This window comes from Scandinavium sp. M-37 (genome assembly GCF_043558715.1).
Lineage (GTDB): Bacteria > Pseudomonadota > Gammaproteobacteria > Enterobacterales > Enterobacteriaceae > Scandinavium > Scandinavium vulneris_A.
Genome location: NZ_JBIGIN010000033.1, coordinates 36094 through 48969 on the forward strand (window position 1 = coordinate 36094; position 12876 = coordinate 48969).

11 protein-coding genes, 6 tRNA genes and 1 other RNA gene are annotated in these 12876 nt (G+C 54.4%); 8 read left to right on the forward strand and 10 right to left on the reverse strand.

Going from position 1 to position 12876, the window contains the following annotated elements:
• Window positions 1-159: 159 nt before the first annotated feature.
• The gene (cysZ, locus tag ACG0Z5_RS19420) at window positions 160-915 is read right to left on the reverse strand and encodes a sulfate transporter CysZ (protein ID WP_394450320.1); all 756 of its coding nucleotides are present in this window, start codon (window positions 913-915) and stop codon (window positions 160-162) included.
• A gap of 230 nt (window positions 916-1145) precedes the next feature.
• Here cysZ and zipA point away from each other — a divergent pair, with 230 nt between their 5' ends.
• The 3 genes from zipA to ACG0Z5_RS19435 all read left to right on the forward strand — a co-directional run bounded on the left by zipA (window position 1146) and on the right by ACG0Z5_RS19435 (window position 4490).
• The gene (gene zipA, locus ACG0Z5_RS19425; RefSeq protein WP_394450322.1) at window positions 1146-2186 is read left to right on the forward strand and encodes a cell division protein ZipA; all 1041 of its coding nucleotides are present in this window, start codon (window positions 1146-1148) and stop codon (window positions 2184-2186) included.
• A gap of 68 nt (window positions 2187-2254) precedes the next feature.
• On the forward strand, window positions 2255-4270 hold the full coding sequence (gene ligA / locus ACG0Z5_RS19430; protein ID WP_394450324.1) for an NAD-dependent DNA ligase LigA: 2016 nt from the start codon (window positions 2255-2257) through the stop codon (window positions 4268-4270).
• A gap of 1 nt (window position 4271) precedes the next feature.
• On the forward strand, window positions 4272-4490 hold the full coding sequence (locus ACG0Z5_RS19435; protein ID WP_125353576.1) for a DUF3820 family protein: 219 nt from the start codon (window positions 4272-4274) through the stop codon (window positions 4488-4490).
• Here the strand turns inward: ACG0Z5_RS19435 and ACG0Z5_RS19440 are convergent.
• Window positions 4487-5485: a bile acid:sodium symporter family protein gene (locus ACG0Z5_RS19440; protein WP_394450326.1), complete on the reverse strand. Its 999-nt coding sequence runs from the start codon at window positions 5483-5485 to the stop codon at window positions 4487-4489. The two genes, ACG0Z5_RS19435 and ACG0Z5_RS19440, sit on opposite strands and share 4 nt — an antisense overlap.
• An 89-nt stretch (window positions 5486-5574) precedes the next feature.
• Between ACG0Z5_RS19440 and ACG0Z5_RS19445 the strand changes: the two genes are divergently transcribed.
• A complete protein-coding gene (locus ACG0Z5_RS19445) occupies window positions 5575-6501 on the forward strand; it encodes a LysR family transcriptional regulator (RefSeq protein ID WP_394450327.1) in 927 nt (308 codons plus the stop codon).
• On the opposite strand, the gene ACG0Z5_RS19450 is transcribed toward ACG0Z5_RS19445, so the two are convergent.
• The 6 genes from ACG0Z5_RS19450 to ACG0Z5_RS19475 form a co-directional block, all read right to left on the reverse strand.
• On the reverse strand, window positions 6492-6836 hold the full coding sequence (locus ACG0Z5_RS19450; protein ID WP_394450329.1) for a FlxA-like family protein: 345 nt from the start codon (window positions 6834-6836) through the stop codon (window positions 6492-6494). The two genes, ACG0Z5_RS19445 and ACG0Z5_RS19450, sit on opposite strands and share 10 nt — an antisense overlap.
• An 82-nt stretch (window positions 6837-6918) precedes the next feature.
• Window positions 6919-7043: non-coding RNA, RtT sRNA (locus ACG0Z5_RS19455), on the reverse strand.
• Window positions 7044-7074: 31 nt separating this feature from the next.
• A tRNA-Lys gene (locus ACG0Z5_RS19460) sits at window positions 7075-7150 on the reverse strand.
• 4 nt (window positions 7151-7154) lie between these two features.
• Window positions 7155-7230 (reverse strand) — tRNA-Val (locus tag ACG0Z5_RS19465).
• 41 nt (window positions 7231-7271) lie between these two features.
• Window positions 7272-7347 (reverse strand) — tRNA-Val (locus ACG0Z5_RS19470).
• Window positions 7348-7401: 54 nt separating this feature from the next.
• Window positions 7402-7477 (reverse strand) — tRNA-Val (locus tag ACG0Z5_RS19475).
• A 257-nt stretch (window positions 7478-7734) separates the two neighbouring features.
• On the opposite strand from ACG0Z5_RS19475, the gene gltX reads away from it, so the two are divergent.
• The gene (gene gltX, locus ACG0Z5_RS19480; protein WP_319785822.1) at window positions 7735-9150 is read left to right on the forward strand and encodes a glutamate--tRNA ligase; all 1416 of its coding nucleotides are present in this window, start codon (window positions 7735-7737) and stop codon (window positions 9148-9150) included.
• 42 nt (window positions 9151-9192) lie between these two features.
• On the opposite strand, the gene ACG0Z5_RS19485 is transcribed toward gltX, so the two are convergent.
• Together ACG0Z5_RS19485 and ACG0Z5_RS19490 are read right to left on the reverse strand one after the other, a co-directional pair.
• The gene (locus ACG0Z5_RS19485) at window positions 9193-9588 is read right to left on the reverse strand and encodes a YfeC-like transcriptional regulator (protein ID WP_394450330.1); all 396 of its coding nucleotides are present in this window, start codon (window positions 9586-9588) and stop codon (window positions 9193-9195) included.
• Window positions 9585-9950 carry a YfeC-like transcriptional regulator gene (locus tag ACG0Z5_RS19490; RefSeq protein WP_319626560.1) on the reverse strand — a complete coding sequence of 122 codons (366 nt, stop codon included), beginning with the start codon at window positions 9948-9950 and terminating at the stop codon, window positions 9585-9587. The genes ACG0Z5_RS19485 and ACG0Z5_RS19490 overlap by 4 nt, the downstream gene beginning before the upstream one ends.
• Window positions 9951-10169: 219 nt before the next feature.
• On the opposite strand from ACG0Z5_RS19490, the gene ACG0Z5_RS19495 reads away from it, so the two are divergent.
• From ACG0Z5_RS19495 to ACG0Z5_RS19505, 3 genes are all read left to right on the forward strand, one after another.
• Window positions 10170-10245 (forward strand) — tRNA-Ala (locus tag ACG0Z5_RS19495).
• Between the two features lie 56 nt (window positions 10246-10301).
• Window positions 10302-10377 (forward strand) — tRNA-Ala (locus ACG0Z5_RS19500).
• A gap of 212 nt (window positions 10378-10589) precedes the next feature.
• Window positions 10590-12770: an EAL domain-containing protein gene (locus ACG0Z5_RS19505; protein ID WP_394450332.1), complete on the forward strand. Its 2181-nt coding sequence runs from the start codon at window positions 10590-10592 to the stop codon at window positions 12768-12770.
• Window positions 12771-12876 lie beyond the last annotated feature (106 nt).

The following is a 12876-nucleotide window of genomic DNA, read 5'->3' on the forward strand; positions in this document are numbered from 1 at the left end:
ACTGTATGAAATTTGGGAACGACACCAGCATACGCGGATGGTCCTGATGCGGAAGTAAAGTTTTCGCATATGGTTATTCTGATGTGAAATAACGGTTACCAGTATGGAATAAGGGGCGGTATTCACCACCCCATTTTTACCTTTTTATACAGAAGACAGTCACTTCCAGACGGCATGCTTGTCGCGATAGCAGTCGACCCACATGGCGGTTGCGCCACAAATGGCGACCGGCAGAATCACCAGGTTGAGTACCGGGATCATCGTAAACAGGCTGGTTAACGCGCCAAACTGCATATTGGTGGCTTTACGGGCGCGCAGCGCTTCACGCATGGTTTTGAACGGCACCTTATGGTTATCGAATGGATAATCACAATACTGAATCGCCATCATCCACGCGCTGAACAGGAACCACAGCACCGGCGCAATGGTCTGGCCGATACCCGGAATGAAATAGAGCATCAGCAAAACGAGGGCGCGCGGTAAATACCACGCCAGCTTCTGCCATTCACGTTTCATTATGCGCGGCACGTCTTTCATGACGCCCAGCATACCGGTATCGGGCGGTGTCGCCCCGGTTAATCGGGCTTCGAGCTGTTCCGCCAGCAGACCGCTGAATGGCGCGGCAATCCAGTTGGTGACGGTCGAGAAGAAATAGCCGAACACCAGCAGTACTGAAATCACCACAATAGGCCACAGCAAGTAGCTCAGCCATTGCAGCCAGTCGGGAACGTGACTCATCAGCGCGGGGATCCAGCCGCCGAGTTCGCTGAACAGCCACCAGAATGCGCCACCCATCAGGATGATATTCACCAGAAGCGGCAGGAAGACATAACGACGTATCCCCGGCAGGCTTATCAGCTTCCAGCCCTGAGAAAAGTAGTAAGCCCCACTGCGGGGAGAAGATGAGGAAACCATGGTCAGGTGATGCTCCTTTTAATAAAGTCCAGGTCGTTGCGCGAGTATATTATCGACATGCTGAACGAGATCCAGTTAAGAAATGTTCGAAAAAACAGCAAAAAGCACGATTTGGTTCATCTTTATGCTCCGATTTCCTGGTACGCACTTGCACTTGACGTAATCGGCAAATACTCTTAGTGAGTAAATGTTTGCCGTGGTGGCAAGGTGTTAGAACAACAGAGAATATAATGATGCAGGATTTGCGTCTGATATTAATCATTGTTGGCGCGATCGCCATAATCGCATTGCTGGTTCACGGTTTCTGGACCAGCCGCAAAGAACGTTCTTCGATGTTCCGCGATCGCCCAATGAAACGCATGAAATCGCGTAACGACGATGAGTCGGATGACGACTTCGATGACGAGGTTGAAGGCGTAGGTGAAGTTCGTGTTCACCGGGCTAACCCTGCCCAAAATGTGAATGTCGGGGAGCACGATGCTGCCCGTCAGGCGCCGCAGCACCAGTACCAGCCGCCGTATGAGCGTCAGGTGCAACCGCCTGTTCGCCAGGAGGAGCCTGTGCGTCATTCTCAGCCTCAGCCTCAGCCGCAACAGCCTCCGGTGCACCAGCCGCAGCCCGCACATCAGGCACCGGTTCACCAGGCACCTGAACAGCAGCCTGTGGCCCCACAGCAACCTGTCGCGCCGCAGTATCAGCAGCCGGTACAGCCTCAGGCCGCACAACCAGCACCCCAGCCGCATCAGCCTGCCGCAACAGCGCCGCAACCTGTTGCCCCGCAGCCAGTTGCACAGCCTCAGCAACCTGTGGCTGAACCGCAGCCAGAACCGCAGCCGGTGAAGCAGGAGCGCAAAGAAACGGTGATCGTTCTGAGCGTTGCTGCGCATCAAGGGTCGCAGATTAACGGCGAACTGCTGCGTAACAGCGTAGAGCAAACCGGTTTTGTGTTCGGTGATATGAATATTTACCATCGCCATCTGAATCCTGGTGGTGGTGGCCCGGCGTTGTTCAGCCTCGCCAATATGGTGAAGCCTGGCACATTCGATCCGGAAAACATGGCCGATATGCAAACGCCTGGCGTGACCATCTTCATGCAGGTGCCGTCCTACGGTGACGAACTGCAGAACTTCAAACTGATGCTGCAATCAGCGCAGTTTATTGCGGACGAAGTGGGCGGCGTGGTGCTCGATGACCAGCGCCGGATGATCACCCCGCAAAAGGTACGTGAGTACCAGGCCCGCATCCGCGAAGTGAAAGACGCCAACGCGTAACCGCCCGGCGTATCACACCCTTCCTGAACCCCCGCCTGTCGGGGGTTTTTTATCATTGATGGTGGGATATGGAACCAATCGAACAACAACTGACTGAACTGCGAACCACGCTTCGCCATCACGAATACCTCTACCATGTCATGGATGCGCCGGAAGTGCCGGACGCGGAATATGACCGCTTGATGCGCGAACTGCGCGAACTTGAACAACAACATCCAGAACTGATTACCCCGGATTCCCCTACGCAGCGTGTCGGTGCCGCACCGCTGGCGTCGTTTAGCCAGATTCGTCATGAAGTGCCGATGCTGTCGCTCGATAACGTGTTTGATGAAGAGAGCTTTGTTGCCTTCAACAAGCGCGTGCAGGATCGCCTCAAAAGTACCGATGCCCTGACCTATTGCTGTGAACTAAAGCTCGATGGTCTCGCGGTCAGCATTCTCTATGAGAACGGCGTGCTGATTCAGGCCGCGACGCGTGGCGACGGCACCACCGGCGAAGATATTACCGCCAACGTGCGGACCATTCGCGCCATCCCGCTGAAGCTGCGCGGCGACAATATTCCGGCTCGTCTGGAAGTGCGTGGCGAGGTGTTTCTCCCACAGGCGGGCTTCGAGAAAATCAACGAAGAGGCGCGTCGTACCGGTGGCAAACTGTTTGCTAACCCGCGTAACGCGGCGGCGGGATCGCTGCGCCAGCTCGATCCGCGCGTGACCGCGAAGCGACCGCTCACTTTCTTCTGTTACGGGGTGGGTGTGCTGGAAGGCGGGGAACTGCCGGGCAGCCATTTGGGGCGTCTGCAGCAGTTCAAAGCCTGGGGGCTGCCAGTCAGCAATCGGGTGAAGCTGTGCAGCTCGCCAGAGGAAGTACTCGCTTACTATCACAAGGTGGAAGAAGACCGCCCGACGCTCGGGTTTGATATCGACGGGGTAGTAGTGAAGGTTGACTCGCTGGCGTTGCAGGAACAACTGGGCTTTGTGGCGCGTGCCCCGCGCTGGGCGGTGGCGTTTAAATTCCCCGCGCAGGAACAAATGACCTTTGTGCGCGATGTCGAGTTCCAGGTAGGACGCACCGGGGCGATCACCCCTGTCGCACGCCTCGAGCCGGTGCAGGTAGCGGGTGTGCTGGTAAGCAATGCCACCTTGCATAACGCCGATGAGATTGAACGCCTTGGCCTGCGAATTGGTGACAAAGTGGTGATTCGCCGTGCCGGGGATGTTATCCCGCAGGTGGTGAACGTGGTGCTGTCTGAACGCCCGGCTGACACTCGCCCCGTTGAGTTCCCGGCCCAGTGTCCAGTTTGCGGGTCAGACGTGGAACGCGTGGAAGGTGAAGTGGTCACGCGCTGTACCGGCGGTCTGATTTGTGGCGCACAGCGTAAAGAAGCCCTGAAACACTTCGTTTCCCGTCGGGCACTGGACGTTGACGGGATGGGTGACAAAATCATCGATCAGCTGGTGGAGAAAGAGTACGTCCACACCCCGGCAGATCTGTTCCGCTTGACGGCGGGCAAGTTGACCGGACTCGACCGGATGGGGCCAAAGTCGGCACAAAATGTGGTGAATGCGCTCGAAAAAGCGAAAGAAACCACCTTTGCCCGCTTCCTGTATGCGCTTGGCATTCGCGAAGTGGGTGAGGCAACAGCCGCCGGACTGGCAGCCCATTTCGGCACCCTGGATGCGCTGATTGCCGCCTCCGTTGACGATCTGCAAAAAGTGCCGGATGTCGGCATTGTGGTCGCGACGCACGTCTTCAACTTCTTTGCCGAAGACAGCAACCGCGATGTGATTCAGCAGTTGCAAAACGAAGGCGTACACTGGCCTGCGCCGGTGATTATAAACGCCGAAGAGATAGACAGCCCGTTTGCCGGTAAAACCGTGGTGCTGACCGGCAGCCTGAGCCAAATGTCACGTGACGACGCCAAAGCGCAGCTGATTGCGCTGGGCGCGAAAGTGGCGGGCAGCGTATCGAAGAAAACCGACCTGGTAATAGCGGGTGAAGCGGCGGGTTCGAAGCTTGCGAAAGCGCAGGAGCTGGGCATTGAGGTTATCGACGAAGCTGAAATGCTGCGCCTGTTAGGAGTCTGACGTGGAAAAAGAGCAACTGATTGAAATTGCCAATACCGAAATGCCGTTTGGTAAGTACAAAGGCCGGATGTTAATTGATGTGCCCGAGGAGTATCTACTGTGGTTTGCCCGTAAGGATGAATTTCCTGCCGGGCGTCTCGGGGAATTGATGGCCATCACGCTGCTGATTAAAACGGAGGGGCTGACCCATCTGGTGCAGCCCCTGAAGCGCAGTCGTTAAGCTTTCGCCTCATCAACGGCATTTTTTGCCTGAAGTTGTTCGGTCTGGCGCTTGTAGCGACGCGCCAGCACCGCACACACCATCAGCTGGATTTGGTGGAAGATCATCAGCGGCAGTACCATCATGCCAATCATGGCCGTTGGGAAAAGAATGTTGGCCATCGGGATACCGTTGGCGAGACTCTTTTTCGAGCCGCAGAAGACAATCGTAATCTCATCCGCTTTATTGAAGCCGCACTTGCGCGCGACTACCGTGTTTACCACGATAACAATCGCCAGCAGCACAATGCTCACCACCACGATAAACAGCAATGAACCCAGGCCGACTTTGTGCCAGATACCGTTCACCACGGCTTCACTGAACGCCGAATAGACCACCAGCAGAATGGATGTCTGGTCGGTTTTGCTGATCCATTTCTTATTGCGCGTCACCCAGGCTGCGGTCCACGGACGCGATAAATGACCCAGCACGAATGGCAGCAACAGTTGCAGCATAATTTTACCGACCTGTTCCAGACTACCTTCAGCGCCGTGCAGATTCATCAGCAGACCGACCAGCAGCGGCGAAACGAAGATCCCCAACAGGCTTGACGCCGATGCCGAGCACACTGCGGCCGCGACGTTCCCACCCGCCATCGACGTGAAGGCAATGGCCGATTGCACGGTGGCGGGCAGAATGCACAGATACAGGAATCCATTGTACAACGCGGGATCGACGTCAACCGGAGCCCATCGGGCGAACAATACCCCCAGAACCGGGAACAGCACGAAGGTGCTGCACATTACCCACAGGTGCAATCGCCAGTGGCTCCCCCCGGCGATAATGGCTTCACGAGAAAGCTTCGCGCCGTGCATAAAGAACAGCAGCGCAATGGCGGCGGTGGTCAGGCCTTCAAAAAACGGGACAAAGCCGCCGCGGGCAGGGAACAGCGAAGCCAGCAACACAACGCAGATCAGCGTCAGCGTAAAGGGGTCGAGAATGCGGAAAAGTTTCATAAACGCTCCTGAAAGTCGATGTCGCTATTGTGCTTATTCTGCTTTGAGAAATAAAATTGATTTATTGCATCCATTGATGAATTTAACAGATGAATTATTCCCTGCGTCAGCTGAAAGTCTTTATTACCGTCGCCCAGGCTAAAAGCTTTAGTCGGGCAGGGGAGATGATTGGCCTTAGCCAGTCGGCGGTAAGTCATAGCGTGAAAGAGCTGGAGCATCAAACCGGTGTGAAGTTACTGGACCGCACTACCCGCGAAGTTGTGTTGACCGAAGCGGGGCAGCAGCTTGCAGCCCGGCTCGAGCGTCTGCTTGACGAACTGAACAGCACTCTGCGTGAAGCCGGGCGCGTCGGCCAACAGCTGACCGGCACTGTGCGCGTGGCCGCCAGCCAGACCATTTCAGCGCATCTTATTCCGCAGTGTATCGCCGCCAGTAATCAGCGCTACCCGGAGATTGATTTTGTCCTGCACGATCGCCCGCAGCAGTGGGTGCTGGAGAGTATTCGTCAGGGGGAAGTGGATTTCGGTATTGTTATCGACCCTGGTGCGGTCGGTGATCTGCAATGTGAGCCAGTGCTGTCGGAGCCATTCTTTGTGTTGTGCCGAACCGATCATCTTTTTGCCAGCCTACCGAGCGTCAGTTGGCAAGAATTGCAGGGCACGCGTTTGGTGTTGCAGGATTATGCCTCGGGGAGTCGCCCGTTGATTGATGCCGCGCTGATGCATCACGCAATCACCGCCGAGATTGTGCAGGAGATAGGCCATCCGGCGACCTTATTCCCGATGGTCGAAGCCGGAATTGGGATCAGCATTTTGCCGGCGCTGGCGCTGCCGTTACCGCAGGGAAGCCAGCTGATGGTGAAGCGGCTGACGCCGGTGGTCGAACGTCAGTTGATGCTGGCACGTCGTAAAAACCGCTCGCTTTCCACCGCCGCTCAGGCCTTATGGGACGTGGTGGGCCAGCAGGCGCAGGCGCTTACCGCCGCCCGCGCTCACGACGCGCTCTATCAGACGTAAATATCAATTTGATGGTCGTCAGAGGGATGATTAACCCCGGTCGTCGGCGGAGCAGATGTCTGCTGGGCCTGTTCTTTCTCGGCCTGCTGGCGCTGGAGCTGAGCCAGTTGCGCTTCGAGCATCGTAATTTGCTCCTGAATCATCTCCGCTTGTTTCTGTTTCTCTTCAGCATCGCCGCTACCGTCAGCAATGGTTTTCAGTTGCTGCGTCAGTTTGGTGATTTGCTGAGTAATGCGGGTCATCTGCGATGAAATGTCGTTGCCCTGCGGTGTCGCAGAACTGGTCGTTGTTTGCAGGCCAGGGGCAGAGGAAGAGGGTAAAGAAATTGCCGTCATCGTGCGTTCCTTTCAATACGGAAAACAGTGTTATCGGCAGAATAGCGTTGGGCTTGAGGAAAAAGAAATGAGAGGGGAGGTCTGGAGAGAGGTGCAGGATGACTCGCTTCGCTCGCCCTTCGGGTCGTCGCCGCAAGCGGCTCCGTGGTCTCACTTCGTTCGGCTCGAACCTGCAGCAGGTTCTCATCCTGACGAATGACGCATAGCAAAAAGGCGCCTTTAGGGCGCCTTTCTACATTGGTGGGTCGTGCAGGATTCGAACCTGCGACCAATTGATTAAAAGTCAACTGCTCTACCAACTGAGCTAACGACCCGAAGTGGTGGGTGATGACGGGATCGAACCGCCGACCCCCTCCTTGTAAGGGAGGTGCTCTCCCAGCTGAGCTAATCACCCACTTCGGTACTTCACTGTAAGAAATTTCGCTGGTGAGAAAGTGGTGGGTGATGACGGGATCGAACCGCCGACCCCCTCCTTGTAAGGGAGGTGCTCTCCCAGCTGAGCTAATCACCCACTTCTCAATTTCTTACTTTTACTGCTTTACACGGCGGAGACTACGTTAAGTAGTGGTGGGTGATGACGGGTTCGAACCGCCGACCCCCTCCTTGTAAGGGAGGTGCTCTCCCAGCTGAGCTAATCACCCCCGCTGTGTGGAGTCGCATTATAGGGAGAGTTGAAAATGAGTCAACGCCTTTTCTAAAGATTTTATTCGTTCGTCGTAAAATTAAACAAAACGATCGCAAATCATTCCGTGATGCATGATTTATAAACAAAATCGGCTAAGCGCAGCGATTCGCAGGGATCGACATTGAGGATTCAGGCGGTAGTGATAGAATATCCCGATAATTTTTATTGAGGATTTGCCGGCTGTCGGCAACTACCTAAACGTAAGGCCATTTCATGAAAATCAAAACTCGCTTCGCGCCTAGCCCAACCGGCTATCTGCACGTCGGCGGTGCTCGTACTGCTCTTTATTCCTGGCTGTTTGCTCGCAACCACGGCGGTGAGTTCGTGCTGCGTATTGAAGACACCGATCTTGAGCGCTCAACGCCAGAAGCCATCGAAGCAATTATGGATGGCATGAACTGGCTGAGCCTGGAGTGGGATGAAGGCCCTTACTTCCAGACAAAACGTTTCGATCGCTATAACGCGGTGATTGACGACATGTTGGTGGCCGGTACGGCGTATAAATGTTACTGCTCAAAAGAACGTCTCGAAGCTTTACGTGAAGAGCAAATGGCGAACGGCGAGAAGCCGCGCTATGACGGCCGTTGCCGCCATGGTCATGAACATCATGCCGCTGATGAGCCATGCGTTGTGCGTTTCGCCAACCCGCAGGACGGTTCCGTTATTTTTGACGACCAGATCCGTGGCCCGATTGAATTCAGTAATCAGGAACTCGACGACCTGATCATCCGTCGTACCGATGGCTCCCCGACCTACAACTTCTGCGTTGTCGTCGACGACTGGGATATGGAAATCACCCACGTTATCCGTGGTGAAGACCATATCAACAACACCCCGCGTCAGATCAACATCCTGAAAGCGCTGAATGCACCGGTGCCGGTGTATGCCCACGTTTCTATGATCAACGGTGACGACGGTAAAAAGCTGTCTAAGCGTCATGGTGCGGTCAGCGTGATGCAGTATCGTGATGATGGCTACCTGCCGGAAGCATTGCTGAACTACCTGGTGCGCCTGGGTTGGTCCAGCGGTGACCAGGAAATCTTCACCCGTGAAGAGATGATCTCGCTGTTCTCCCTGAATGCGGTGAGCAAATCCGCGAGTGCGTTCAACACTGAAAAACTGCAGTGGCTGAACCATCATTACATTAATACTCTGGCACCTGAATATGTGGCGACGCATCTGCAGTGGCACATCGAGCAGGAAAATATCGACACCCGCAATGGCCCGCAGCTGTCTGAGCTGGTGAAACTGCTGGGTGAGCGGTGTAAGACCCTGAAAGAAATGGCGGCGAGCTGCCGTTACTTCTATGAAGAGTTTGATGAGTTCGATGCCGACGCGGCGAAAAAACACCTGCGTCCGGTTGCGCGTCAGCCGCTGGAAGTGGTTCGCGACAAACTGAACACCATCACCGACTGGACGGCAGAAAATGTCCATCACGCCATTCAGGCGACGGCAGATGAGCTGGAAGTCGGTATGGGTAAAGTTGGGATGCCACTGCGTGTGGCCGTTACCGGCGCCGGTCAGTCACCGGGCCTGGATGTCACGGTCCACGCAATTGGCAAAAGCCGCAGCGTTGCGCGCATCAACAAAGCGCTGGCATTTATTGCAGAACGTGAAAATCAGCAATAACTGGCTCGAATAAGAAACGGCAGGCTTATGCCTGCCGTTTCTTTATGCGCTTTCGTCGGCTATCTTGAGCCGCTGGAGAAAACCACTCAATCCTTCACGCACCAGCAAAACGTGCAAACGCTGCTTCTCTTCATCCGTCATCATCGCTAACACATCCTGAATTTGCCGCCACACCGGGCAGCTATCCTGAGCGTGATAAGGAAACTCGTTTTCCGCTGCCTGCAACGTCAGCGAGAGATGGCGAAGTTTGGGCGTTGAGGATAAAAAATCTCTCACCTCCGGCGTGATATGAATCAGCCGGGCGCGCCCCCCTTTAACGCCGGGAATCGGTTCGGTTATCCAGTGTTGTTCCCGGATCCAGCGATTGATCGTCTGTTTAGCCATCCCAACGCAGTTCGCCAGTTCCTGCGTGGTCATTTTGCTATGGAGTATTTTCATACGGATTCTTGCGTCCGGATACCCAACCGGTGGAGCAAACCGGTGATGCCTTCGCGCAGAAGCAGACTGGTCAGCTGCTTCTGTTCGTGATCGGACATTTCTTTGGCCAGCGACAGCAGCAGTGAATCAAAACTGTCATCGAGGGAATGAGGATTGTGGGCGGGAACATCTGCCGCGCGCTGGGCGCTGCGGATAAATTCGCGAACCTCGTCGTTGACGTGTACCAGGCGCGCTTTGCCGCCCTGAACACCTGGACGAGGTGAGGTTTGCCATCCCTCTTTACGTACCCATTTATTGATGGTTTGTCGGCTATATCCGGTCAGATCGGCGAGCTCCTCCGGCGTCATTCGTTCCTTGAGCATGCTATATCCTGAGTGCCAGTGTGGGAATTAGTGGTTCATGTTATAGCATCCTTTTAGTTGAAAACGTGATGCGTTTAACTACTGATTGCGAGAACGCTCGCAATCTCATTTGGTTGTGTGCTTTTTCATCGATTGAAAGAAGGGAGAACATTTTGCCGTTGACACCTGGCAAGGGAATTCATATTATGCCGCCCGTCAACACGACACGCTTTACGTAACGGGGCTATAGCTCAGCTGGGAGAGCGCTTGCATGGCATGCAAGAGGTCAGCGGTTCGATCCCGCTTAGCTCCACCAAATTCTGCTCCCATCAGATTTGGTACGTGAAGTAACGTTACAGGATGTAACATTGTGGGGCTATAGCTCAGCTGGGAGAGCGCTTGCATGGCATGCAAGAGGTCAGCGGTTCGATCCCGCTTAGCTCCACCAAAATTCAGACCCTCGCTTCGGCGGGGGTTTTTGCTTTTCCAGGCCCACAATTTTGTAAATAAGCCTCTTATTTACGCCAATGCGTTACAGTTTGTTAAATACCTTATAAACACTGCGACTTTTCTCTCTCGGGAACTTGCTTCGCTCAATTAATAAACATAATATTTCCCTGTTGCCATCATGTGCTCAGCCGGAACGTTCCTCCAATCATAATGAAGTCGAAAATAAATGCCTCAGCCAAACTCTTTCTGCTGGCACTAACCTTTAGCCTTTTCTCCATTCCTTTTGCTCGTTTTCTCTCTCCTGCAACCGTGATTGATGGTAATGCCATCTATCTGGCCTGGCTGCCGTTGAGCGTTACCCTGGCGATGTTGCTCCTGTTAGGCCGTCAGGCCATCCTGCCGCTGCTGATTGCCTTTACGTTGACCAATGCGTGGATGCAGCCGCTCCCGGTGCTTCAGTCTGCGATGCTGCTGTTTTGCCAGCTGTTTGCCCCGGTGCTGGCATGCGGCATTCTCCGCTGGACGTTGGGTAAGCGCTGGCGCTTCGGATTGTCCAATCGTCATATGGGCGCGAGAATTTTTTGGGCGGGTTTTTTTGCCCCGCTGATGCTGAAGGGCACGATGTATCTGGTCGGGCACTGTTTTCATTTCCCGGTTTCAGTTTCTGGCTTTTTCGACGCAGGATCGGTGCTCTACAGCATTGTGGATATCCAGAGCCTGATTTGTGCGGCGCTGATTTTCACCTTGCCATGTTATTACCTGCTCCGGATGGGGCTTAATCCTCGTTATGCTCGCCGTTTCTGGCTGCGTCATATTGTGCCCGTATTTGCCAAGGGCAGATGGCTGTTCACCGTGAACTGGCTGCTGGCGGTGGCGGTTTTATTAATCCTGCTTTGCGCGCCGTTTCAGTCGAGTTACATTGCCGGTTACCTGGTGCCGCTGATTTTTATTCTGTTTTTTATTGTTATCAATCGTTTTAGCTACCCCCTCATGAGTCTGATGTGGGGCGTCAGCGCTTTTTTCCTCGTGGCGTATAACCGCAATTTCTTACAGGGTGTCAGCAACGCCTTCGCGCTGGCATTTGTGCTGTCGGTGCTGATTTCCATCACTATTTGTCTGCTGTACATGGGCAACCTTCAGGCGCGGAGTAATGCGATCAGGCTTAAATGGCATAATCAGGCCTGGCAGGATCCGCTGACCGGTTTACCCAATCTGCGGGCGTTCGAAAACTATCTGGAGCAATACCCTCAGGTCAGCGTGTGCTGTCTGCGCATGGATAATCTGGAATTTTTAAGCCGCCATTACGGCATGATGATGCGCGTTCACTGCAAGCGGATGGTCACGCGTAGCCTGCAACCGTTGCTTGGCCCGGAGGAGAAGCTTTTCCAGCTGCCGGGCAGCGAACTGCTGCTGGTGCTGCACGGCTCGGAATCGGCGGCGCGGTTGGCGTATATGGTTGATTACCTTAATAGTCAGCCATTCTGCTGGCAGGGCGATGCTGTGGATTTGGAATTCGGTGCCGCATGGGGCGTGATAGAAGGTGAGGGCGAGGCGCTGCACCATACGCTGGGGCAGTTGAGCTGGCTTTCAGAGCAGGCCTGCGGTGCCCGGCGCGTCCTGGCGCTCGATAACAGCCTGGCGACGGTGTCTGACAATACGACCGAGCGCGTAATGCAGCTCAACCGGGTGAAAAAGGCGCTGACAGAAGGAGAGGTGCGGCTGTATGCCCAGCCAATAGTCAGCCAGTCCGGTGACCGTTATCACGAGATCCTCGCCAGGATGGTCTGGGATGGCGAGATTATCACACCTGATCAATTCATCCCGGTTATCGCCCAATTCAACCTCAGCAAGCGTTTTGACCTGCTGGTGGTAGAGACATTATTCCGGGAGATGAAAACGTTACCCGGTGAGCGTTTCTCGGTGAATCTGATGCCGTTCACTCTGATGCAAAAAGAGAGCGCCAATAAAATTCTGGATCTGTTCAGCCAATATGACATTTCGCCGAAGCTTGTGACGATTGAGATAACCGAGCAGCAGGCATTTTCCGGTTCGGAAATCAGCGTGTTGAATATTCGCCGCCTTCAGGAATACGGGTGCCAAATCGCGATTGATGATTTCGGTACTGGCTACGCGAACTACGAACGCCTGAAACGGCTGGAAGCGGATATCGTTAAAATCGATGGCTGTTTTGTGCGGGATATACTCACTGACCCGGTAGATGAGATGATCGTCAAATCTATCTGCGACCTGGCAAGGGTGAAAAATCTGACCCTGGTGGCAGAGTTTGTTGAAACCGAGGAACAAAGGGCGCTGCTGTACAAAATGGGCGTCGATTATTTGCAGGGGTATTTGATAGGTAAACCACAGCCTATTGAGGAACTGCGGGTATAAAAGAGCCGGACATTGCCTAATGCCGATCGTTTAAGGATCGGTTGACCGATCCGGTGGCTGGTGTAAAAAGGGTTCATGCTTATCATGGACCCTTTTTAAATGGAAC

What these genes read in the sequence shown, in the direction of transcription:
- gltX (WP_319785822.1), top strand. Translation starts at nt 7,735, where the DNA reads ATGAAAATCAAAACTCGCTTCGCGCCTAGCCCAACCGGCTATCTGCAC.
- ACG0Z5_RS19485 (WP_394450330.1), bottom strand. Translation starts at nt 9,588, where the DNA reads ATGAAAATACTCCATAGCAAAATGACCACGCAGGAACTGGCGAACTGC.
- ACG0Z5_RS19505 (WP_394450332.1), top strand. Translation starts at nt 10,590, where the DNA reads ATGAAGTCGAAAATAAATGCCTCAGCCAAACTCTTTCTGCTGGCACTA.
- zipA (WP_394450322.1), top strand. Translation starts at nt 1,146, where the DNA reads ATGATGCAGGATTTGCGTCTGATATTAATCATTGTTGGCGCGATCGCC.
- cysZ (WP_394450320.1), bottom strand. Translation starts at nt 915, where the DNA reads ATGGTTTCCTCATCTTCTCCCCGCAGTGGGGCTTACTACTTTTCTCAG.
- ACG0Z5_RS19490 (WP_319626560.1), bottom strand. Translation starts at nt 9,950, where the DNA reads ATGCTCAAGGAACGAATGACGCCGGAGGAGCTCGCCGATCTGACCGGA.
- ACG0Z5_RS19440 (WP_394450326.1), bottom strand. Translation starts at nt 5,485, where the DNA reads ATGAAACTTTTCCGCATTCTCGACCCCTTTACGCTGACGCTGATCTGC.
- ACG0Z5_RS19450 (WP_394450329.1), bottom strand. Translation starts at nt 6,836, where the DNA reads ATGACGGCAATTTCTTTACCCTCTTCCTCTGCCCCTGGCCTGCAAACA.
- ACG0Z5_RS19445 (WP_394450327.1), top strand. Translation starts at nt 5,575, where the DNA reads ATGAATTATTCCCTGCGTCAGCTGAAAGTCTTTATTACCGTCGCCCAG.
- ligA (WP_394450324.1), top strand. Translation starts at nt 2,255, where the DNA reads ATGGAACCAATCGAACAACAACTGACTGAACTGCGAACCACGCTTCGC.